We start from the raw sequence: 21432 nt of genomic DNA on the forward strand, positions 1-21432 counted from the left end.
GGCATCGACGATCGCATGGATCGGCGGGGGGACGTCGTCGTGGCGATTGAAGGCGATGGCCGCCGGTTGCTGCAGTTCGAAGCGCGTGGCGGTCAAGCGCCGACGCCAATTGACCTGGACATCACCGGCGTGCAGCGGTTGGCCATTGTGGTCGACTTTGGCGAGAATCAGGACGTGGCCGATCATCTCAATCTTTGCGAGGCCAAGTTGATGCGATGAAGCACATGCTCTTGTGGTTGTCGCTCGCCGTCTTACTGCTGCCGCGGCTTGTGCTTGCCGAGGTCGATCCGCTCGTTCGCGAGGCCGAAGCGCGGCGGATCGCCGTGATGCAGAGCGTCGAGCCGAGCGTGGTCGCTATCTTTTCGGCTGATGGTGGGGGAGGGGGATCGGGAGTCGTCATCACACCCGACGGCTACGCGCTATCGAATTTTCACGTGACCAAGCCCTCTGGCGCGTGGATGAAATGCGGCCTGGCGGACGGCAGTTACCTGGATGCGGTGCTCGTCGGCCTCGATCCAACAGGTGACGTCGCCCTGATCAAACTGCTGGGGCGCGAGAAGTTTCCCTTCGCGGAGATGGCCGATAGCGATCAGATGCGAGTTGGCCAATGGGTCTTCGCCATGGGCAACCCGTTTCTGCTGGCGACCGATTTTCGTCCGACTGTGACCTATGGCATTGTCTCCGGGGTGCATCGCTATCAACCGCCGGCCGGCAGTTTCTTGGAGTACGCCGACTGCCTGCAGATCGACGCGTCGATCAATCCGGGCAACTCGGGGGGGCCGCTATTCAACTCGGATGGCAAGCTGATCGGCATCAATGGTCGTGGCTCGTTCGAGAAGCGCGGCCGTGTGAATGTGGGCGTGGCCTATGCAATCTCGATCAACCAGATCAAGAAGTTCCTCGGCGCGTTGCGCGGCGGGCGCGTCGTGGACCATGCCAGCCTGGGCGCCGTGGTCGCCAGCGACGGCCAGGGGCGCGTGGTGATTAGCGACATCCTCGAAACCTCGGACGCTTATCGCCGCGGCCTGCGTTATGGCGATGAGGTGTTGAGTTTCGCGGGGCGGCCCATTCGCACGGTGAACGCGTTCAAAAACGCGTTGGGCGTGTTGCCGGATGGGTGGCGCGTGCCGATTGAGTATCGTCGCCGTGGCGAAACGCAGCGCGTCTTTGTGCGGCTGACGGGGATGCACACCGAGGCCGAATTGGCGCAAGTGGTCGCCGGCCCTGGCGTGCCCGACCCGGACAAGCCGAACGACGAGGATGAGGGGGGACCAAAGCTCCCCAAGTTGCCGGAGGGAGACAGGGAAAAGGAGGCGCCGCCGGAGGGGGAGCATCCCGTGCCCAAGCAACTGCCCATCGGCGGCGCGCATCAGGCCAAGGAGATGCCGCAAGCGGTGAAGGCGTTGTTCGCCGAGCGCGATGGATTCGCCAATTTCCACTTTAACGAGGTCGAGCTGGCGCGCGTCTTGAAGTCGCTATTCGGCCAAGGCGATTTTGCGCCTTGGACCGGCGCTTGGCGATTGAAAGGAGAACTGGCGACCGCTGGCGACGCCGAGTTCACGCTGGACGATAAGACCGTCAAGGCCGTGCTGCCGGGCGGCCAGTTGCGGCTCGACATCAGCGACGATCTGACCGCGGCGCGCGATCCGGCGGACAGCGGTGGGCTAATGGCCGCGCTTCATTTTTGGCGACAACTGCTTTTGCGTGGCCCGGCGGGCTTTGACCAGCTTGTGTATCAAGGCGAAGCGCCCTTGCCGATTGGCGACGCGCTGTACGACGTGCTGCTGGGGCAGGCGGCGGGCACGCGCGTGCGTTGTTATCTGGACAAGCAGTCGGGGCGTCTCGTCGCGCTCGAACTGTTTTTGGTCGCCGATGAGGATCCGTGCGAGTTGTACTTTCGAGCCTATCACGATCAAGAGGGTCGAGCGATTCCGGGAGAGATCGAGTGTCGCTACGGCGACGAGATTTATGGCGTGTTCCACTTCCCTGAGTTTGCCGTCTTGAAGCAGAGCGAGCGATGACGCCGAGAGCGATCATTATCCGATGGGCCTTGCTCGTGGCGGCGCTTGTCTCCTCGCACGCGGGAGCGCGCGCCGATTTTGTGGAGACAATCGCCGGGGCGCAGCCGAAAATCGTCAAACTAATGGGCGCCGGCGGCTTTCGCGGATTGGAGCCGTATCAGAGCGGAATGCTGATTTCCGCCGATGGCAAGATTCTCACCGCTTGGAGCTATGTGCTCGACACCGATCTGGTGCAAGCCACGTTGGCCGATGGCCGGCGATTTTCCGCCAAGCTATTGGGCGCCGACGCCCAGCGCGAAGTGGCGGTGCTGCAAATCGAAGCCGAGGACTTGCCGTATTTCGATCTAGCCCAGTCGCGCGGCGCCGAACTGGGAGAGCGAGTGTTGGCGCTAAGCAATGTGTTTGGAGTGGCCGCAGGGGACGAGGCGGCGAGCGTGCAGCATGGGATCATCGCCGCCAAAACGCAGTTCGCGGCCCGGCGCGGCGTGTTCGAGATGCCGTATCGAGGGCCGGTCTATGTGCTCGACGCCATGACCAATAACCCAGGCGCGGCGGGCGGGGCGCTCATTGCAGCGGATGGTTCGCTACTCGGGATTCTCGGCAAGGAAGTCCGTAGCGCGGCGACCGGCGCCTGGTTGAACTACGCCGTGCCGATCGAGGAAATCGTGGGAGAAATCGACAAATTGGCGAGTGGGCAATACATTTCCGCGCCACGCGCCGAAGCGGAGAAGCCGGCGCAGGCCTGGAGCTTGGAACGATTGGGTTTGGACACCGTGCCGAACGTCGTCGAACGCACCCCGCCCTTTGTCGACCGGGTCGCGCTCGACTCGGTTGCGCGGCGCGGCGGCCTGCGGGCGGACGATTTGATCGTGTCGGTCAATGACCGCTTGGTGCAGTCGATACAGGCGCTGCAAATCGAGTTGGAGCTGATCGACCGTGCCGACCCAGTGCGGTTGGGCGTGATGCGCGACAATCAACTGATCGAAATCCGCTTGGAGGCGCTGCAGTCGCCATGATGCGCCTGGCTAACTTGCGAATAGCGATGTGTATTTGGCTGGCGCTAGTCACCGCGGCGGCCGGCGCCGACGATTTAACTCGCCGGGAAGATCAGGCGTTTCGCGCGGCGGTCGACCGGGTGGCCCCGTCGGTGGTCCGCATCGAGACCGTGGGCGGCTTGGAGCGGGTCGGACGGGTCGAGGTCGGCTCCGCCGCGACGACCGGGCTGATTGTTTCGGCCGATGGCTACATTGTCTCCAGCGCGTTCAACTTCGCGCAAGATCCGAGTTCGATTTTGGTAACGCTGCCTGACGGCGAACGTCACGCGGCGCGCCTGGTGGGGACTGACTCCAATCGCATGGTGACGTTGCTCAAGGTTGAAGCCAAACGACCGCTCGCGGTTCCAGAGGCGGCGGAAGAGTCGTCTATGCACGTCGGAGCCTGGGCCATTGCGGTCGGCAAGGCATACGATACCGCCCGGCCGAACCTATCGGTCGGCATCATCAGCGGGTTAAGCCGCATCTGGGGCAAGGCCATACAGACCGACGCCAAGATCTCGCCGCTCAACTACGGCGGGCCGCTAGTCGATCTCGACGGACGCGTGCTCGGCATCTTGGTTCCGCTGTCGCCCGATGAACAAAGCGAAGTCGCCGGCGCCGAATGGTACGACTCGGGCATTGGTTTCGCCATACCGCTGGCGCATATCGAGCAAGTTCTGCCACGGCTGCGCGAAGGTGACTTGCGCTCGGGTCTATTGGGCGTCAGTCTCAAGAGCGCCAGTCTGTTCGGCGAGCCGGCGATTGTCGGCGCGGTGCGTCCCAATTCGCCAGCGTATCGCGCGGGGATCAAACCAGGGGATCGTATCGCCGAGATCGATGGCAGCGCCATCGAGTCGCATGCGGCCATGCGCAGTGAGTTGAATCCGCGATATGCCGGCGATCAGATCAGCCTGGTGGTGCTGCGCGGCGAGGAGCGCTTGGAACACCGCTTGGAACTGGTCGGCGAGTTGCCGCCGTACGCTCATCCGTTCATTGGGGTGTTGCCGCTGCGCGACCCGGCAACCGGCGTGCATGGCATTGTGGTTCGGTATGTCTACCACGAGAGCCCTGCCAGCCGCGCTGGTTTGGCGCCGGGCGACCGCATTACGCACATCGGCGGTCACGCTGTCAATTCGCTGGAAGAGGTCTGGGAAGCGCTGGCTCGTTTCGCGCCAAGTGAGACGATCGAGTTGCAATGGACTCATGGCGAAGAGATGCGGAGCGCCGAAATTGAGTTGGCAGCGCTGCCGACTGATCTGCCTCCAGTGCTGCCGGCGTCGCACGGGGCGCTGCCCGGCGCGGCGGAACAGCGCCCCAGCGTGGGCAAATTGGATATCAACGTTCCCGAGTTCACGAACAAGTGCGTGGCCTATGTGCCGAGCGACTACGATCCGCGCGTGCCGCACGGCTTAGTGCTGTGGCTGCACGGAGCAGGGGGGGGCAAGTCGGACGAATTGATTGAAAGATTTCGTCCGATGTGCGAGGCGCGTGACCTGATCTTGGTGGCGCCCCAGGCCGCCGACGCTGGCGGTTGGAAGCCGACCGAAGAGCGCTTCATTCAGGGGGCGCTGGCCGAAGTCATCAAATCGTACAACATCGACTCAGCGCGTGTCGTGGCGGCAGGGGAGGGGACCGGCGGTTCGCTGGCATATGCCATCGCGTTCGCCCAGCGCGAGAAGATTCGCGCCGTCGCGGCGATCAATGCCCCGCCGGCGGGCAAAGCGCCAGACAACGATCCGCTTCAGCGCTTGGCCATCTACTCCGCGTCGAGCGCCAAGTCGGCGTCTGCCCGGGCCATTCGCGCCGGGCTGGAGAAGCTGGAGACGATGAAGTTTCCGGTGACGCGGAAGGATTTGGGCGAAACCGAGCGGCCGTTGTCCGCAGACGAGCTTTTGGACTTGGGACGTTGGATCGACGCGCTCGATCGCATCTAAATCATGGCTGTACGGAATCGATTGGGCATCATCGCGCTGGCGCTATTGGCGCTAGCGCTGGTCGCTTATCTCGCGTCTGGGACCGGCGGACAATATTTGTCGCTGGCCGCCGCGCTGTTGCGCGTGGGTCTGGTCTTATTGGCCATTTGGCTGGCGCTGCCGCAACTCGAGCGCGCGCCCTCATGGCTCTTTGGCGGAGTCATCCTGTTGGCGATCATTCTGGCGCGTTGGCCCAAGTATTTTGTGTTGGCGCTCATGGCGCTGGCAGCGGCGGCGCTCTTAAAGCCGCGCCTGCCGACCAATCGGCGTCGTGGCGAGGCGGATTAGCCGGCAGTGTCGAGATAGGGATCTTGCCCCATCTGCTTTTGAATCTTTTTGCGTTCGCGTTCGAAGTACATGAGCGCGCGGCGATCGCGATAGTGGCGACGTTCTATCTTGCGCTGGGCGCGAACAAAGAGTTTGGCGAGTTGATCGAATCCTCCGCCCGCGTCCTTGCCACGTTCTTTGAGCTTTTTGGAAGTCGTGGGTCCGAGTCCCGTCAGCAAAATGTCGTCGTCGAGCGCAAGGTATTGGCGAAACGTGCCGGGGTCTCCCTGCCGGCCGCAGCGACCAACCAATTGCCGATCGATGCGCGCCGAGTCGTGCATTTCGGTGCAAATCACGTGCAGTCCGCCTAGCTCGGCCACTCCGGGGCCGAGCTTGATGTCGGTGCCGCGCCCCGCCATGTTGGTCGATACGGTCACGCGGCCGAGTTGCCCTGCCCGCGAGACGATCTCGGCCTCTTCCACGATCTTGTTGGCGTTGAGCACGCGATGCTCGATGCCGATCTGGCGCAGCAGGCGCGACAGCAGTTCGCTCTTGTCAATGGAGCGCGTGCCGATCAGCACCGGACGGCCGGTGGCGTTGAGCTCGCGCACTTCCTCGGCGATCGCGGCCCATTTAACGTCGCTATTACCGAACGCGCGATCGGACAGACGCTGCCGAATAGCGGGCCGATTGGTGGGAATTGGCACGACGTTCACCCCATAGATCTTGCGCAGCTCGCGCGCCGAACTGGCAGCGGTGCCGGTCATGCCCGCCAGCCGCTCATAACGATGAAAGAAATCCTGAACGGTGACGCGGGCGGCTTGACCAGCGTCGACGGTCACTTCCACGCCTTCCTTGGCTTCGATGGCCTGGTGCAACCCGTCGCGCCATTTGCGTCCCTCGGACAAGCGGCCGGTGAACTCGTCGACAATCACGATCTCGCCGTCGCGCACCACATACTGCCGGTCGAGAATGAAGGCCCGCGAGACTTTGATGGCGCGTTGCACATATTCATAAATGTGGGACATGCCGACGGCGTCCATCGCCTCGGGCTTAGGCAGATTGCGCGCGAGTTGGCGGCCCGCAAAGTTCAGCTCGGCCTTTTGCTTGTCGTAATCGTATTCGTAGTGGTCCGCTTCGCTGAACTGCGGCGCGACTTCGGCCCCCCAGCGATAGCATTGCACGGCAATGCGTTCGGCTTCGGTCGGCAAGGCGCTGATGATCAGCGGCGTGCGCGCCTCGTCGATCAAAATGCTGTCGGCCTCGTCGACCAGACAGAATTGCGCGTCACGCTGCACCGGCAGTTCGCCTTGCGCGGCGTCGAGCCCCAGCATCTGGCCGACGATGTCGTTTTGCCCCTCGCGAATGCGGCGCAAGAGCAGGCGGTCGCGGAGAAAATCGAAGCCAAACTCCTTGGCGGTGCCGTAGGTCACATCGCAGGCATAAGCCGCGCGGCGGTCGTCTTGCGACAGGTTCGATTCGACGACTCCGACGGAGATGGCCAGCGCGTCGTAGAGAGGCCGCATCCAGTCGGCGTCGCGCCGCGCCAGATAGTCGTTGACGGTTGCCAGATGCGCGCCCTTGCCCGCCAAGGCGAACAGGTACATTGCCAGAGTGGCCGTGAGCGTTTTGCCCTCGCCAGTTTGCATCTCGGCGATGGAACGATGGAACATGGCCATGCCGCCGAGCATTTGCACGTCGAAGTGCCGCATGTTCAGCCGGCGGCGCCCCGCCTCGCGGACCAGCGCGAACGCCTCGGGCAGGATGCGTTCCAACGGTTCCTGAGCCTTGGCGCGATAGCGCAGCGACAGGCTGCGTTTACGCAGTTCGGGATCAGAGAGCGCTTGCAGCGTGGGTTCAAAACTAGCGATCTTCGGCAGTTGCGCCGCCCAACGCGCGAGTCGCCAGCCGTTTGAACCGCCGGTGAGCATCTGCAAGGGATTGGCTAGCCCGTTGGGCAATAGGCTCATAGCGAACCGATCGCAGCGTCGAATCTGGACAGAGAAAGTTCCCCACTGCGATTCTATGACACTCGGCGCCGCGAGGGGATGGCGCGCCGACAATGGAACGCCGGCGGCTACTGCACGCGCGTCCTGCGCACGGCGAACTTGGGCGAATAGCGGGCGCCATTGGCCTTGTCGCTAGTGATGGCGCCCTCGGCGATGATGTACTCGCCTGGCCGGTGACCCTCGACGGCGGCGACGTTGTCGATCACCACGCTGCCGCCATAGCGATCGGTCTGGCCATCGATCGGAATGTACCGCAGTTTCCATTGGTCGCTGGCCTGCGAGTATTCCAACTTGCCATACAGGGTTTGGTATTGTTCGTCGTGTCGATACTCTCCGCCGGTCGAGGCGGAAGTAGAGCGCGCTGGGGTTTGATGCGAAGCGAGCGTCACCCGCGACGGCCGATGATCTTCTGCGGGCGCCGGCTCGCTTGCGCTGTCCAATCGGCGCATCTGAGCGTCGTTGACGGCCAGTTGCGCGGGTTCATCGCTACGTCGCCGCCCTGTCGTCCAACCTGTGGTGGATGCTACGCGTTCTGGCTCGCTCGACTCGACGATTCGAAGCTCCGTTCGCGCCGCGGCGGGGATTCGAATCGGCGACTCGTTGGCGCGGCCGCCGGTTGTGGCCAAATCGGTTGCGGCGCCGACGCCGTCAGCCGCCCACTCGAGCCGATCAATGCGTTCGCCGCGCGCCAGATCGGTCGGCTGCGACAATGCGGATTGCGTCTCGCTTGTTTGGGTACTCGCGATGGTGGCACGTGACGGGCGCTCGGCGCCGCCAGTGGCGCCGCGATCGTAGCTGGCCGATTCTGGAATGGGCTCGCTCGCCGCAGCGAGCGATTCGCCAATCGCTCGCTCGATTGACCCTGTGCGAAAGTCAAAGGTGCCGCCGGGCGGATAATACGGAGTGCTCTGAGCGGGCGCCGATGTGGCGCCGGCCGGTGGTGGGGCCACCCCCGCGGGCAGTGATGTGCCAGGATAATTCGAGGTAGGCGCCGTGACGGCGGGCGGAAAAGTGCTGCCTGCCGGCGCGCCGAGAGTCGCCGTAGGCGCCGGTGTTCCGCTCGTGACGCCGGGCATTGAGCCCGCGCCGAACGCGGGTGCCTCGGCCGTTCCGGCCGTACTCGGCGGCGGCACGGTCGTCGCAAAGAAGGGATTCTGCGTTGGCACTTGCGACTGGCAGCCAGTCAGCGCCAACAGTGCTAATAGCGGCCAGCGTTTGCAATCCATCGCCAACTCCTTTTTTCGCGGCGGCGCGGCCGCGGTGGTCGTCCGTGACCATTATGTCCGCAGTGGGCGTAGCGCGGACCGGTGGCTCTTGCCCGAAAATGGGGGTGGCGTAGAGTAGCGGCTTCGCGCGCGGTGTCTAGAGCAGTTTAGTCACTGCTAGCATGGTCAGCGTGTTATTGCGTCTGTGATAGCTGAGCGTCGCTCTCGACCGCAAACGGGTTGGCGACACGCAGGGGCCGAACGGCAACGCGCCCGTCGGTGGAGGCGGCCTGGTCTTCGCGCGGCACAAACGGATTGTTCATCACCTGTGGCTCGATCATCTCCACCTCGGGAGTCATGGTTCCGGGCGGATAGGCGAATGGGCTCCAACCATAGGTGCGCGGCACCGGCACGCTGTAGTACACCGGCGGGTGCAATTGGTAGTACGGGATCGATTCCATGCCGTAAATGTTGTACCAATAGCCGGGGAACCAAGCGCCAACGCCGGCGCCGCCGCAAGGCTGCGCATGCGCGATATTGGAACACGAAAGAGCGACAAGCAGGACGAGGCAAGCGGTGACAGGGGAGCGCATCGTGGTAGCCTTGTTTTCGACCCAAGAGGTAGACGACTCGGTTCCAGAATAATCGAAACGGCTGGCCGCACAACGTGCGCGACGCCTCGCTGGCGTGACGGAACAGGCGTACACTGGGCGGCAGCCATTCAATCTTCTTTGGCGGCTAGCGAGCCTCGTGCTTCAATGACTCACCCAAGCGCCACCGCAAGACTCGGCCTGAGTGAGCAGATCAAGCAGGCGGCGCGGCGCGCGGGTTTTGCCCAGGTGGGCATCTGTGCCGCAGTGCGGCCCGGCGGAATCGAACGGTTCGCTGAATGGCTGGCTGCCGGGTATGCGGGAGAGATGAACTACCTGAGCCGGCGCGCTGCTGCGTACGAACATCCTAGTCATGTGCTGGATGGGGTGCGATCGCTGGTGATGCTGGCGCTACCGTACCAAGCCAGCGCGCCACAAGTGGCAGGGCAGGGGAGGGGGCGCGTGTCGCGGTATGCCTGGGGAACCGACTACCACGATCTGATCCGCCAGCGCGTGGAGCGGGTGGCGAACGAGATTGCGCCGGTGACGCCCGACGCGCGCTGGCGCTGCGTAGTCGACACGGCGCCGCTTCTGGAGCGCGAGTTCGCGCAGCTTGCTGGCCTGGGCTGGATCGGCAAGAACACATTGCTGTTGAATCGCGGCCTGGGGAGCTATTTCTTTCTGGCGGCGCTGTTAACGGATTTGGAACTGGAATACGACGAGCCATGGGCATCCGACTATTGCGGCACGTGCCGGGCTTGCCTGGATGCCTGTCCGACTGGCGCCTTCGTCGCTCCGTATGTGCTCGACGCGCGGCGCTGCATTAGCTACCTGACCATCGAATTGCGTGGGCCCGTGCCCTCTGATTTACGTCCTGGCATGGGCGACTGGGTGTTCGGCTGCGATGTGTGTCAGGAGGTGTGCCCGTGGAATCAACATGCGCCCCTTTCCATTGATTCAAATCTCGCGCCGCGAGCCGATCTTGACCCGCTCGATCTGACCGAGTTGTTTTCGCAGGACGAGCAGGCGTTTCGCCAGCGGTTTCGCGGTTCTCCCATTTGGCGCGCCAAGCGCCGTGGATTGTTACGCAACGCCGCGGTCGTGTTGGGTAATCAGAAATTGGGATCCGCGATCGGGGCACTGACACTTGGCCTCGATGACCCAGAAGCGTTGGTGCGTGGCGCATGCGCCTGGGCGCTGGGGCGAATAGGCGGTGATGCGGCCCAGGCGGTATTGGAGCGACGCTGCGAAACGGAGCCAGACTCGGTGGTGCTGGCCGAACTGCGAGCGGCGCTGGCCGAAGCACTGATGGACTAGCCGCTTCTGTGTCGCCGTGCGACAGGTTAGACTCACGGGCCATGCGCGACTTGCCGCTCCATCTCGAGATCGCCGATTCGTGCGCGACGTTGTGGCTTAATCGGCCCGAGCGGGCCAACTCGATCAACGCGCGCATGGTGGAGTTATTGGCCGAGCATCTCGACACGTTGCAGCGCGCTGACGCGGTGCGAACTCTGTTTATCCGCGGCGCGGACGGAAAATTCTGCTCCGGCGCCGATCTCAAGGAGCTTGCCGCGGCGGATGCGACTGTCAGCGACGAGTTGGATATGCGACTGGCGCGGCTACTGGATCGGCTGGCGATGCTGCCGATGGCGCTGGTCGCGGTCATGGAGTCGTTCGCGCTGGGAGGCGGTTTTCTCATTTCGCTCTATTGCGATTGGCGCATCGCCACGCCGCAGGCGCAACTCGGCTTCACGCCGCTGGCGCGGAACTGGATGCCGCCGTGGGGATTGTCGCGCTTGGCGAGTTGGCTTGGCCCTGCCCGCGCGCGACAGTTTCTTGTTGCGCGTGGAAGCGTCACCGCCGAGGAAGCATTGACTCTTGGACTTGTGGACCAGATCGTTCCGTCACTGGAAGTGGACGCCGCACTCGGTGATCTCGCCAAAAAATGGAGCGGTTCGCGCGCGGATGTGGTAGCCGAAGCCAAACAGTTTTACGCCAACTGGACTGGCGTGGCGCATGCCGAATGGGATCGCCGCTCGGCGGCGGCGTTCGCCCGCACTTTTCGTCATCCGATGGCGCGCGAGGCCATCGGCGAATTTATCGTACAGCGCAAAAGTAATCCGCGGACAACCAAGCCATGAACAGTAGCCTGACTCCGGGAATCGAAGGGACCTATCGGCGGTGCGTGGTGACGGAGCATTTGGTCAGTCACCACAATCCAGGGGGCGCGCCGGTGCTTAGCACACCGCATTTGTTGGGCTTCATGGAGGCCGCGGCCTGGCAGGCCATGGCGCCGCACCTCAACGCCGGCGACGATTCGGTCGGAGTGGGCTTTGAGTTTCAGCATTTGGCGCCAACACCGGCGGGCATGACCGTCACCGCCCAGGCGGTGGTCACCAAGGTCGAAGGTCGCTTCGTCACGTTGACGATCGAGGCGCGCGACGAACAGGAGCTGATTGCCAAAGGCCAGCATGTGCGCGCCGTGATTACCTTGGAGCGGTTCAAGGAACGTCTCAAGCGCAAGGTGGAACAGCCGAACGGCTAGCCTTGAGGCGCCGCGGAAGCCGCTGGGCTAACGATTAACGTCGAGACCAGGATTTCGGGCGAAATATTGGCGGGCAGAACCGCCAGCGCGTATTCGGCGATTTGATGATTGAAGCGAGTGATATTGGCGCAAAGGCCAAGCGTCTCGTTGATTTCGGCACTAATCGCCTTGAGCGCGGGGCGCGGATTGGCGGGAGATTGTGCAAACGCAGCTAGCGCCGCCGATCGCGCCTGGTCGGCACTGACGACTGCCGCGGCCTGAGCCAGAATCACATCGTACACGCGCGCAATGAGTCGCGCGCGCACGGCAAAGGTGGGATCGTCGCTGATTTGCGCTACCTTGTCGCGATATCGTCCCGCGTGCGGCGGCGTGATCGGCGTGACCCATTCGTCGTTCAGGCGTTTGCCCAGCGCGGTGGAGAGCCACCAGCGCTCGTTGGCCAGCGCGATCTCCGTGGCTAAATGGTCGCCACGGGCCGACGCCTGCGCCGCGATCACCAAGGCGCTTGACGCCGAGGGCCGCTTGCCCGCCCCGTCGAGCGCGGCGGCCGTGCGCAACATTTCCAATTGCGCGACGGAATCCTCCAAGAGACGACTGCGAGCGGCGTATTCGGTGGCTAACCAATAGTTATGGATGAGATCGAGACGCGACTGCGAAGCGACGGTTGGCGCTTTGAGCGCATCGAGCAGGTTGATGGGATGCGCCGGCGGCGCCGCCACCGGCGCCTGGTACAGACTCGAGACAAGCCGTTGCGCTCGCAAATTGTCGTCCAGCTCAACGAGGCCAGGAAAAACTTGCGTGTTCGCCAGTAGATCGGCGACCTCATCGCGTGTCAGTCCGCTCGCGCCGGCTTCGGCCGGTGGCGTCGCAGCGGGTTCATCGAACTGTGCGCGGCGCACGCCTTGATCGGCTTCGCCGGGTTGTCCGGGGCGCGGCTTGATGAGCATGCCCGCAACCGGTTGCACCTCGCTTGGGGCCACAAAGACGCCCAGAGCGTAATTGGCGATTTCGTCGTTATATTGGCGCAGACTGGCGACCAGCGAGCGGCGGACCGAGGTGACGAGGGCTAAATCGTCGAGCAGCGACGCCAGCGTCTCGGCGCCGGCCCGGTGCGATTCGTCGCTGAGTTGAGCGGCCAATTCGGCTGACTGCGTTGCTTGCCATCGCGATTGGACCTCTTGATGCCGTAACGGCAAAACGCGATTCAACAGCCAGGCCTGTGGCGGCGCGACGCCGGTCTGAAAGAGTTGGTCGAATTTGGTCTTATAGGGTCCCGCGTGCGGCGCGTCGCTCGCCAGGTAGACTTCGTTGGCGGCCGGCGCTCGCAGCGCTCGCGTCAAACGCGACTGCGCATCGACGACAGCCAATTGCGCTTCCTGCCGCCGCGCGTCGGCCGCGGACTTCGCGGCTGAAAGCTGGCTGTTGGCGGCGCGGGCGTCCACGGTGTCGAGCAACTGTTCCAGTGCGCGAGCCTCGACGTCGCGAAAATGAAAGTCGAGCATGCTCGCCGCCAACTGCCAATAAGCATGTACCGCCTCCAGCCGAGAGGCGGGATCGGATACGCGCGCCAAGGCGTCGGTGAGCGCCAGTGGGCGTCCTTCCAGGCCACTGGCAGCAGCGGCGGCCAGCGCGCGATAAAGCCGATCGCCCAATTCTAGAGGCTGATGCGGATCGACCTCGGCCAGAGGTTGAGAGGCAGCGGGCTGTTCCAGCGGGGCCGGCTGACCAAGCGGCGGATCGGTGGCATGTGCAGGCGCTGCGCTGTCGGCGGGTGGCTCAGCGGCATCGAAGGCCGCTGGGGGCGCATTGGCCGGAAATGCGTCTAGCGGCGCCGCTGAGTCGGCCGGGGGAGTCGGTTCGGGCTCCTCGGCGCCAATCGCCGGACCCAGCGGTGGCAACGCGCCGGGCTGCGCGGGTTGCGCAAGCTGGCAAATCGCCAAGCAGAGCGCGGCAGACCATCCTGGCAAGATCATCGCATCCTCTCGTTGATTTGGTTCATTGTGAAGTGGCAATGTGTACTGGCGACACCGTGGGACGCGGCCGAGTCGGTGGCTCAATCACACCCGCGATGGCGACGTGCCACTATCGTATCGCATCGATTTGGCCAGCGAACAGCCCTATGCAAAATCTGGCCGGTTGACCCTGTTAAGCCAGGCAAAGATAATTGCCAATTCGCTTCTGGCAGCCAGTGCTTGCCAATAAAGAGACGCCGCTCAACGGGATTCGCACCGCCAGTGAGACTTATTCGCGATTTGGCCGATTTGCCCCACCGATTTCGATCGGGAGCGGTGGCGATCGGCAACTTCGACGGCGTGCATCTGGGGCACGCGCGGATTGCGCGGCAATTGATCGAGCGGGCCCGCGGGGTCGGTGGGCCATCGTTGGTGTTCACGTTCGATCCGCACCCGGTGCGACTCTTGCGGCCGCACGACGCGCCGCCGCCGCTCACCTGGACCGATCGGAAGGCGGCGCTGCTGTTCGAATTGGGGGTCGACTGCGTGCTGGCGTATCCTACCGATGAGGCGCTATTGCAACTATCGGCGCGCGACTTTTTTGAGCAAATTGTCCGCGCGCGGCTCGACGCGCGCGCTTTGGTCGAAGGCCCGAACTTCTTCTTTGGGCACAATCGCGAGGGCAATATCGACCTATTGCGCCGCTACGCCGCCGAGGCGAACATCGAGTGCGAGATCGTCGAACCGGTGTACGTTGATGGAAAGATCGTCAGTAGCTCGCGAGTCCGCAAGCTCATCGCGGCGGGCGAGGTGCGCATGGCTAGCCAATTGCTGACCCGTCCCTACCGAATCCGCGGCATGGTGGCGCATGGCGCAGCGCGCGGCGCGAAGCTGGGATTCCCCACGGCTAATATCGAGGCGATCGACACGCTATTGCCGGCAGTGGGGGTGTATGCCGGCATCGCGCATCTGGGAGGCGCCAGCCATACGGCCGCGATCAACATCGGTCCGAATCCAACCTTTGGAGAGCACGCGCTGAAGGTCGAAGCGCACCTGCTCGATTGGCACGATTCGATCTATGGCCAACCATTGGAAGTCGATTTCCTGGCGCGCGTGCGCGAGGTGAGAACCTTTGACGGCGTCGACGCGCTGAAGCGCCAATTGCAGGCCGACATAATCGAAACCCGGCGCATCGTGACCGAACATCAGCAAGAACATTCAGCCAAACCGACGGAGGCGTCATGACCCCTGATTCGATCCATTGGCCGCGATTCGCCGAGATTGTGCGCGGACACGACCGATTTTTGCTCACCAGTCACATCCGTCCTGATTGCGACGCGTTGGGAAGCGAGTTGGGCATGGCGGGTGTTTTGGAGTCGCTTGGCAAGCAAGTCACGATTGTCAACGGTCAGTCGACGCCCCCCAACCTGGCCTTTATCGATCCGGAACGAAAGATTCGCGCGCTGGGACAAGACATTCAAGCAAGTCAGATTGATGCCCAGGTGCTGATAGTGCTCGATACGAGCGCGTGGCAGCAATTGGGGCCCATGGCCGACGTGGTGCGCGGCAGCCAGGCTCGCAAGCTGGTCATCGATCATCACCTGAGCGAAGACGATCTGGGCGCCGAGCCCTTCAAAAACACCAGCGCCGAGGCCACCGGGCGCCTGGTGGTGGAGGCGGCCGATGCCTTGGGGGTGACGATCACCGAGAAGATCGCCCTGCCGCTGTTCGCGGCGATCGCGACCGACACTGGCTGGTTTAGATTTCCCTCGACGTCGGGCGGCACGTATCGGGTCGCCGCGCGGCTGGTCGACGCTGGCGTGCGTCCGCAACAGTTGTGGACCGCGCTGTACGAACAAGACACGCTGGCGCGTTTGCAATTGCGCGGACGCATCTTGGCCCGCACCACCAGCGATATGGAGGGGCGGCTGATGTATACCTGGGTGGAGGAGGCCGACTTTCGCGAGACCGGCGCGCTGCGCAGCGACACCGAGGACGTCATCAATCTCACGCTTTCAGTTCAAGGCGTGGAAGTGGCTGTGATCTTTGTCGAACAACCCGGAGGCGACTTCAAGATCAGCTTCCGCAGCCGCACGCAAGTGAGCTGTAGCCCGTTGGCGGAGAAGTTCGGTGGCGGCGGACACAAGGCCGCGGCGGGCGCCAGTGTGTCAGGACCGCTCGCTAGCGCGCAGCGCGCGGTGCTTGACGCTGTGCGCGCGGCGATGCGATAATCCGCGCCGTCAGCGCGGCGTGTGCTCCGCGCGAATTTCCGCCCGCTTCCCGCCTGCAATGGGTCGCCAGCCCTTAGGGCGCGCTCGCCTGCCAAGCGAGTCGCGTATAGTCCGCGAACGCGAGACAGCTTGGCGACGCATCGTGAGGTCCAAAATTAAGGATGTGGCATGAGCCGCACGGCATCTCCGCCCGCAGGCAAGCAGCCGCCCGCTGCTAAGCAACCCCCGGCCGGCGACGAGCGCCGCAACTTTTTGGAGAAGGTCGGCGCGGTCGTGATTGGCGGCTTGGTGATGCTAGTTCCAGCGGCCAGTGGCTTGTGGACCTTCCTCAATCCGCTGCGGCGCAAGGGCGCTACAGCCGAGTTTGTGCGCATCACGCCGTTGGCCGCAGTGCCTGCCGATGGCGTGCCGCGACTGTTCCAGGTTATTCGCGATCGCACCGACGCCTGGACGCATTACGACAGCGAGCCAGTGGGCGCCGTCTACCTGCGCAACGTGGACGGCAAGTTGTTCGCCTTCAACGCCGAATGTCCTCATGCGGGCTGCATGGTGGCGTTTCTGGGCGATCAGAAGAAGTTTCAATGTCCGTGCCACGACAGCAGCTTTCAGGAGAACGGCGAGCGCATCGATCCGCAGCACTGCCCTAGTCCGCGCGGCCTTGATCCGCTGGCCGTTGAGGTGCGCGACGAATCGGGAACGCAGGACGTGTATGTCAAATTCGAGAACTTTTTGGCTGGTTCGAGCAAAAGGATACCCAGGGCATGAGCGCGCTATTGGATTGGCTCGACGATCGCACCGGGTATCGCGCGCTGGCGCACGAAGCTCTATATGAACGTATTCCGGGGGGCGCCCGCTGGCGATATGTGTGGGGCAGCACGCTGGTGTTCGCATTCTCGGCGCAAGTGATCACAGGGCTGTTCCTGTGGATGGCCTACAGTCCCAGCGCCCAGACGGCGTGGGAGAGCGTCTTCTACATTCAGTTTGAGATGCAAGGGGGGGGGCTGCTGCGCGGACTGCACCACTTTATGGCGCAGCTCATGGTGGTGCTGCTTGCGTTGCACCTGTTGCAAGTGGTGATCGATGGCGCCTATCGGGCGCCGCGCGAAGTAAATTTTTGGGTGGGCTTGATCCTGATGCAGATCGTGTTGGGGTTGTCGCTCACCGGCTATTTGTTGCCGTGGGACCAAAAAGGGTATTGGGCCACCAAGGTCGCCACCAACATCATGGGCATCGTGCCGGTGGTCGGCCCCTCGCTACAGCGACTGGCGGTAGGTGGCGGATCGTACGGGCATCAAACGCTGACGCGATTCTTTGCGCTGCACGCCGGCGTGTTGCCAGGACTGTTGATCTTCTTTTTGGTGGTGCATATCTACGTGTTCCGCCGCCATGGCATCCACGCCAAGAATGCGTCGGAAGTCGACAGCTCGTTTTGGCCCGATCAGGTGTTCAAAGACGCGGTGGCGTGCCTGGCGGTGCTGGCGGTGGTGCTGCTATTGGTTGTCTGGCGTGGCGGCGCCGAGCTTGGCGCCCCGGCCGACGCGGCCCGTCCCTATGATGCCGCGCGCCCCGAGTGGTACTTTTTGTTTTTGTTTCAGTTTCTCAAATACTTTCACGGCGAATCGCAGGAGATTCTGGGGGCGATCGTCATCCCCGGCGTGGTGATGACAGTGCTCGCCTTGATGCCGTTTGTGGGGCGTTGGAAGTTGGGACACGGCTTCAACATTGCCTTTCTAGTGGGGCTATTGGTGGGAATCGGCGTGCTCACCGCAGCGGCGCTGAACGCCGATCGGCAAAACGACCGCTATCACGAGGCGGTGGCCGACGCGCATGCCGACGCCGAGCGCGCCATCACGCTTGCCGAAGGGCAGGGCATTCCGCCGACCGGCGCCATCAGTCTTGTGCGCAACGATCCCAAGATCGAAGGGCGCTACTTGTTCAAACAGAACTGCGCCACTTGCCACCTGTATCAAGACGCCAAGGGCGTCGGGCTGGCGGCGCCGGCGGAGCCCAAGGGATCGAATTTGTATGGCTTCGCCAGTCGCCAGTGGATTGCCGGACTCTTGAACCCAGAGCAAGTGGCGGGGCCCAACTACTTTGGCCATACCAAGCATGTCGATCAGGAAATGGTGAACTGGGTCAAGGACAACGTGGCCGACATCGACAAGGCGGAACTCGAAAAAGGGATCATAGCGCTGTCGGCACAGGCCAAGCTCGCTTCGCAGCGCGCGGCAGACGCCAAGGACGCCGAACAGATTGACGCTGGCGCCAAGCTCATCAAGGAGAAGTTTGGCTGCGTCGATTGCCATCCGTTTGAGGAGGCTGGCGAAGGAGGCACGGCGCCCAATCTGACTGGCTATGGATCGCGCGAATGGTTAATTGAGTTTGTGAAGAACCCAGGCCATGAGCGCTTCTACGGCGACAACCACCAGATGCCGGCGTTCGACAACGTGCGGACGCCGCGCGAGATTGAGCTAATCGTCGATTGGCTGCGCGGCGAGTGGTACGAACCGGGCACGCCAGCGCCGGCGGGTGATTCGGGGGCGACGCCGCCGCTAGCGACGAAATAGTCGCGCTACGCGTTTGCAGTGGCAGGCAAGTGAGTGCGCGGCGGAAAGGCGGCCCAGACACGCGCCAGCATCGCCCCGGTCATCATGCAGCCAAAAGCGAACATGGCTGGCGGTAAGGCCGCCTCGGGCGTGAAAAGCTGGTTCGCCAGCACCACGCCGAGACCGGCGTTCTGCATGCCGACCTCAATCGCCAATGCACGACGGGCAGCTTCGTCGATTCGCAGCGGGAAGCCGCCCAGGTAGCCGAACAAATAACCGAACAAGTTCACGCACAAGAGCGCCAAGGCCAAGCGCGGTTCAACGTGTTCGATCGCGCCCCGGTTTTGTCCGACCACTACGGCAATCAGCCAGATGATGAGCAAGTTGGCGACCAGGTGCGCCAACCGGCGCCCCGTTTGTTGCCAACCGCGATCGCCGCGCCCCAGCAGATGGCCGACCAATACCGGCAGCACCACTTGCAGCACCAAATTGCGAGCAACCGAGCCGGGCATCGGCACGCCGCTGGCGCCGAGAAACAGCCACAGCCCCAGCGGCACGACAAGCGGCGACAGCAAAGTGGCGGACGTCGTGAGACTTACGGAGTAACTCACGTTGCCGCGCGCGACTAGCGTGAGCACGTTGGACGCCATTGCGCCTGGGACGCAGCCCACGATCACAATGCCCGCGAACAAGGGGCCCTCAAAGCCGAACAGCCGCCCCATGGTGTAGCCCAACAGCGGCATAACCGTGTACTGCACGGCGGTGCCGCCCAGCACGGTGGGCCAGCGGCGGACGACTTGGGCCAACTCGTCGCGCGGCATCAGCCAACCAATCGCGAACATAATGACGGCAATCATGAGCGGCAACAGCGGAACGCTGGCCAGGAAGGGATCAAAGCCAATGCTCGCTCCCGGCCACGAATAGGCCACCAAAGCCAGCAGCGAGAGCCAAACGATGAGGTAGCGTTCGAGCATTCGGAGTACAAGCCGCTGCGTTCAGTGGATAAGTCGCCGCGATAGTGTAGCGTTTTCCGCGGCAAGAAGCGGTTCGCGCCTGCGGCTGACGATCCGCCAGGGCAAGGGGGCCGGATTCATCCGGGCTATTTTGACGGATAGGGACGCGTGGCGACTCTCCAGATCACATAGAATAGCGCGGCGGCAGCGCCCAAGGCGATGGCATGGACGGCCACAACCTGAGACCAACCTGGGCGCGCGCAGGCGAACACGATCGCTGCGGCAGTGAGCCAGACCAGCGACTTGGCCAGGGTGAACTGCCGTGTGGCGAAATGCGGCATTGAAAAAATCCCACCTACGAAGGTGTAGTTGATGAGGCTTTTTCTCGTTGCTATTATATTGGTGCCGCTGTTGCCCTGGCGAGCGCTGCTGGCGCAAGACGCTGCGGTCGCTCGCCGTTATCCCGACAAGATGAATTTGCTGATCTTGCGCGATGAGGCTGGGCGAGAGCAGCCCATCACCACCGCTGGCCAGTGGCGCACGCGGCGAGCGCATATCCTGGCGAACATGCAGCAAGTCATGGGCCCGTTGCCGGGGCCCGAGCGCCGCGTAGCGCTGGAGCCAGCGCTTTCTGAGCCGCGCCGGTTCGACAAGTACCAGCAGCATCGCATCTCGTTTGCCACCGAACCAGGCGATCGCGTTACGGGCTATCTGTTGGTTCCGCACGGCGCCGACAGACGGCCCGCCGTGTTGTGTCTGCACCAAACCACCAAGGCGGGCAGCGCATCGCCAGCGGGGCTCGCCGATCGTTACACGCTGCATTACGCCAAGGAGCTGGCCGAACGTGGCTACGTGACCCTCTCGGTCGATTATCCAAACTTTGGCGAATACCAGTTCGATCCCTACAAGGGCGGCTACCAAAGCGCCACCATGAAGGGGATTTGGAATCACATGTGCGCGATTGATCTATTGCAGTCGCTACCGGAGGTGGATGGCAAGCGGATCGGCGTGGTAGGGCATTCGCTGGGAGGGCACAACAGCCTTTTTGTCGCCGCGTTCGACGAGCGCATTACGTGCGTGGTGTCGAGTTGCGGATTCTGCCGCTTTGCGCGGTACTACGGCGGCGACCTCACAGGCTGGAGCCACAAGGGTTACATGCCGCGGATCGCGGAGATTTACCACAAAGACCCGGAGCAGATGCCGTTCGACTTTACCGAGGTGGTAGCGGCCATCGCGCCCCGCGCCTTTTTGGCGGTGGCGCCTCAGCGCGACGCGAATTTCGATGTCGGCGGCGTGCGAGAGTGCATCAGCGCGGCGCGGCCCGTGTTCAAACTATTGGGCGCGGCCGATAGGCTAGCGGCGCTTTATCCCGACGCTGAGCACGATTTTCCAGATGCCGAGCGGCAGCGGGCCTACGAGTGGTTTGATCGCTGGCTCGGCGCGCCGCCGGTTCAGGCCTCTCCCTGAATGTAGGTGTATTCAAAACGCTCGACGAAGGTGTTGTGAAAGTAGTTCTCAGGCTGCGCGACCGTTTGCAGCATCTTTTTAAACCCGCTGCGAAACTCGATGTCTAGCGCCCAGGGATCGACGCGGAGGCCTGAAGTGGGGGACTCGAAAAACAGGCGGCCGTTCAGCTTTTCGAAGCCGCCATGTTTGACGTAGGCGCCGTGCGCCAGACCGTTCCGAAACGAGTGCCAGAGCCAACGCGAATAGGTGTCGACCCCTGGTGGGGGCGTGTTCGGCCGGTCCCGCCACGAGTGATCCATGAACGCCGTGACAAACGTTTGAAAGGCCTGGGCATTGGTCACGATAGACGGCGTAAGAAAGTGCCCTAGCGCCTCGATGGCGCACATCAGCGAGTTGCCCCAGAGGATAAGCACGGACGCCTCGCGGTCGTGGCTGGGGCGATCGTGCTCGTCGAGCAAGACCGCCAGCGGTTCTAGCACGGCAAATTCGAATCGGCGGCGAAAATATTCAAATTTGCCCGACGCCGTCAATTGGCTCAGCCGGGGTCGGTCGTAGTCGATGAACAGACTTAGCGCCTGATCGTCGATGACGGCTCGAATTCCATGATCCTCCGGCAGTTCGCTCATGTGGGGCGGCCAT

Annotated in this window: 20 protein-coding genes; 13 read left to right on the top strand and 7 right to left on the bottom strand. The window is 63.1% G+C overall.

The features are described from left to right. The 5 genes from K1X71_04665 to K1X71_04685 all read left to right on the top strand — a co-directional run. Positions 1-219 (top strand): NPCBM/NEW2 domain-containing protein (locus K1X71_04665; GenBank protein MBX7072417.1); only part of this gene is annotated, 219 nt, incomplete at its 5' end. Next, positions 216-2021: a trypsin-like peptidase domain-containing protein gene (locus tag K1X71_04670; protein ID MBX7072418.1), complete on the top strand. Its 1806-nt coding sequence runs from the start codon at positions 216-218 to the stop codon at positions 2019-2021. The genes K1X71_04665 and K1X71_04670, both read left to right, overlap by 4 nt. Continuing rightward, positions 2018-3037 carry a S1C family serine protease gene (locus K1X71_04675; protein MBX7072419.1) on the top strand — a complete coding sequence of 340 codons (1020 nt, stop codon included), beginning with the start codon at positions 2018-2020 and terminating at the stop codon, positions 3035-3037. Before K1X71_04670 ends, K1X71_04675 begins: the two co-directional genes overlap by 4 nt. 26 nt (positions 3038-3063) lie before the next feature. Continuing rightward, positions 3064-4989 (top strand): PDZ domain-containing protein, encoded by a 1926-nt coding sequence (locus K1X71_04680; GenBank protein MBX7072420.1) that lies wholly within the window; start codon positions 3064-3066, stop codon positions 4987-4989. Between the two features lie 3 nt (positions 4990-4992). Further along, positions 4993-5316: a hypothetical protein gene (locus K1X71_04685; protein ID MBX7072421.1), complete on the top strand. Its 324-nt coding sequence runs from the start codon at positions 4993-4995 to the stop codon at positions 5314-5316. Here K1X71_04685 and K1X71_04690 read toward each other — a convergent pair. From K1X71_04690 to K1X71_04700, 3 genes are all read right to left on the bottom strand, one after another. Continuing rightward, the gene (locus K1X71_04690; protein MBX7072422.1) at positions 5313-7265 is read right to left on the bottom strand and encodes a preprotein translocase subunit SecA; all 1953 of its coding nucleotides are present in this window, start codon (positions 7263-7265) and stop codon (positions 5313-5315) included. The two genes, K1X71_04685 and K1X71_04690, sit on opposite strands and share 4 nt — an antisense overlap. A 107-nt stretch (positions 7266-7372) precedes the next feature. Continuing rightward, positions 7373-8530: a hypothetical protein gene (locus tag K1X71_04695; protein MBX7072423.1), complete on the bottom strand. Its 1158-nt coding sequence runs from the start codon at positions 8528-8530 to the stop codon at positions 7373-7375. A gap of 173 nt (positions 8531-8703) precedes the next feature. Continuing rightward, positions 8704-9102: a hypothetical protein gene (locus tag K1X71_04700; protein MBX7072424.1), complete on the bottom strand. Its 399-nt coding sequence runs from the start codon at positions 9100-9102 to the stop codon at positions 8704-8706. A gap of 165 nt (positions 9103-9267) precedes the next feature. Between K1X71_04700 and queG the strand changes: the two genes are divergently transcribed. From queG to K1X71_04715, 3 genes are read left to right on the top strand one after another with little or no spacing between them, the layout of a single operon-like run. Then, a complete protein-coding gene (gene queG, locus K1X71_04705; protein MBX7072425.1) occupies positions 9268-10416 on the top strand; it encodes a tRNA epoxyqueuosine(34) reductase QueG in 1149 nt (382 codons plus the stop codon). Between the two features lie 41 nt (positions 10417-10457). Next, entirely contained in the window at positions 10458-11240 is a 783-nt protein-coding gene (locus K1X71_04710; GenBank protein ID MBX7072426.1) for an enoyl-CoA hydratase/isomerase family protein, read from the top strand. Continuing rightward, the gene (locus K1X71_04715) at positions 11237-11644 is read left to right on the top strand and encodes a thioesterase family protein (protein MBX7072427.1); all 408 of its coding nucleotides are present in this window, start codon (positions 11237-11239) and stop codon (positions 11642-11644) included. The genes K1X71_04710 and K1X71_04715 overlap by 4 nt, the downstream gene beginning before the upstream one ends. Here K1X71_04715 and K1X71_04720 read toward each other — a convergent pair. After that, positions 11641-13617, bottom strand: coding sequence for a hypothetical protein (locus K1X71_04720; GenBank protein ID MBX7072428.1), 1977 nt, complete (start codon positions 13615-13617; stop codon positions 11641-11643). The two genes, K1X71_04715 and K1X71_04720, sit on opposite strands and share 4 nt — an antisense overlap. Before the next feature lie 261 nt (positions 13618-13878). Here K1X71_04720 and K1X71_04725 point away from each other — a divergent pair, with 261 nt between their 5' ends. The 4 genes from K1X71_04725 to K1X71_04740 all read left to right on the top strand — a co-directional run bounded on the left by K1X71_04725 (position 13879) and on the right by K1X71_04740 (position 18394). Further along, on the top strand, positions 13879-14841 hold the full coding sequence (locus K1X71_04725; protein MBX7072429.1) for a bifunctional riboflavin kinase/FAD synthetase: 963 nt from the start codon (positions 13879-13881) through the stop codon (positions 14839-14841). Then, positions 14838-15827, top strand: a complete 990-nt coding sequence (locus K1X71_04730; protein MBX7072430.1) for a DHH family phosphoesterase — start codon at positions 14838-14840, stop codon at positions 15825-15827. The genes K1X71_04725 and K1X71_04730 overlap by 4 nt, the downstream gene beginning before the upstream one ends. A 168-nt stretch (positions 15828-15995) precedes the next feature. Next, positions 15996-16592 carry a Rieske 2Fe-2S domain-containing protein gene (locus K1X71_04735; protein ID MBX7072431.1) on the top strand — a complete coding sequence of 199 codons (597 nt, stop codon included), beginning with the start codon at positions 15996-15998 and terminating at the stop codon, positions 16590-16592. After that, positions 16589-18394, top strand: a complete 1806-nt coding sequence (locus K1X71_04740) for a cytochrome b N-terminal domain-containing protein (protein ID MBX7072432.1) — start codon at positions 16589-16591, stop codon at positions 18392-18394. The genes K1X71_04735 and K1X71_04740 overlap by 4 nt, the downstream gene beginning before the upstream one ends. Positions 18395-18399: 5 nt before the next feature. On the opposite strand, the gene K1X71_04745 is transcribed toward K1X71_04740, so the two are convergent. Continuing rightward, on the bottom strand, positions 18400-19347 hold the full coding sequence (locus K1X71_04745) for a bile acid:sodium symporter family protein (protein ID MBX7072433.1): 948 nt from the start codon (positions 19345-19347) through the stop codon (positions 18400-18402). 125 nt (positions 19348-19472) lie between these two features. After that, a complete protein-coding gene (locus K1X71_04750) occupies positions 19473-19667 on the bottom strand; it encodes a hypothetical protein (GenBank protein ID MBX7072434.1) in 195 nt (64 codons plus the stop codon). A 61-nt stretch (positions 19668-19728) separates the two neighbouring features. Between K1X71_04750 and K1X71_04755 the strand changes: the two genes are divergently transcribed. Beyond that, a complete protein-coding gene (locus K1X71_04755) occupies positions 19729-20793 on the top strand; it encodes an alpha/beta fold hydrolase (GenBank protein MBX7072435.1) in 1065 nt (354 codons plus the stop codon). Here the strand turns inward: K1X71_04755 and K1X71_04760 are convergent. Then, the gene (locus K1X71_04760) at positions 20778-21419 is read right to left on the bottom strand and encodes a hypothetical protein (GenBank protein ID MBX7072436.1); all 642 of its coding nucleotides are present in this window, start codon (positions 21417-21419) and stop codon (positions 20778-20780) included. The two genes, K1X71_04755 and K1X71_04760, sit on opposite strands and share 16 nt — an antisense overlap. Positions 21420-21432: the final 13 nt, after the last annotated feature.

The sequence above is a fragment of the Pirellulales bacterium genome (assembly GCA_019694455.1).
Taxonomy (GTDB): Bacteria; Planctomycetota; Planctomycetia; order Pirellulales; family JAEUIK01; genus JAIBBY01.

Coding starts and splice junctions, on each gene's coding strand:
- K1X71_04670 (MBX7072418.1), top strand. CDS start 216: ATGAAGCACATGCTCTTGTGGTTGTCGCTCGCCGTCTTACTGCTGCCG.
- K1X71_04675 (MBX7072419.1), top strand. CDS start 2,018: ATGACGCCGAGAGCGATCATTATCCGATGGGCCTTGCTCGTGGCGGCG.
- K1X71_04680 (MBX7072420.1), top strand. CDS start 3,064: ATGTGTATTTGGCTGGCGCTAGTCACCGCGGCGGCCGGCGCCGACGAT.
- K1X71_04685 (MBX7072421.1), top strand. CDS start 4,993: ATGGCTGTACGGAATCGATTGGGCATCATCGCGCTGGCGCTATTGGCG.
- K1X71_04690 (MBX7072422.1), bottom strand. CDS start 7,265: ATGAGCCTATTGCCCAACGGGCTAGCCAATCCCTTGCAGATGCTCACC.
- K1X71_04695 (MBX7072423.1), bottom strand. CDS start 8,530: ATGGATTGCAAACGCTGGCCGCTATTAGCACTGTTGGCGCTGACTGGC.
- K1X71_04700 (MBX7072424.1), bottom strand. CDS start 9,102: ATGCGCTCCCCTGTCACCGCTTGCCTCGTCCTGCTTGTCGCTCTTTCG.
- queG (MBX7072425.1), top strand. CDS start 9,268: ATGACTCACCCAAGCGCCACCGCAAGACTCGGCCTGAGTGAGCAGATC.
- K1X71_04710 (MBX7072426.1), top strand. CDS start 10,458: ATGCGCGACTTGCCGCTCCATCTCGAGATCGCCGATTCGTGCGCGACG.
- K1X71_04715 (MBX7072427.1), top strand. CDS start 11,237: ATGAACAGTAGCCTGACTCCGGGAATCGAAGGGACCTATCGGCGGTGC.
- K1X71_04720 (MBX7072428.1), bottom strand. CDS start 13,617: ATGATCTTGCCAGGATGGTCTGCCGCGCTCTGCTTGGCGATTTGCCAG.
- K1X71_04730 (MBX7072430.1), top strand. CDS start 14,838: ATGACCCCTGATTCGATCCATTGGCCGCGATTCGCCGAGATTGTGCGC.
- K1X71_04735 (MBX7072431.1), top strand. CDS start 15,996: ATGAGCCGCACGGCATCTCCGCCCGCAGGCAAGCAGCCGCCCGCTGCT.
- K1X71_04740 (MBX7072432.1), top strand. CDS start 16,589: ATGAGCGCGCTATTGGATTGGCTCGACGATCGCACCGGGTATCGCGCG.
- K1X71_04745 (MBX7072433.1), bottom strand. CDS start 19,347: ATGCTCGAACGCTACCTCATCGTTTGGCTCTCGCTGCTGGCTTTGGTG.
- K1X71_04750 (MBX7072434.1), bottom strand. CDS start 19,667: ATGCCGCATTTCGCCACACGGCAGTTCACCCTGGCCAAGTCGCTGGTC.
- K1X71_04760 (MBX7072436.1), bottom strand. CDS start 21,419: ATGAGCGAACTGCCGGAGGATCATGGAATTCGAGCCGTCATCGACGAT.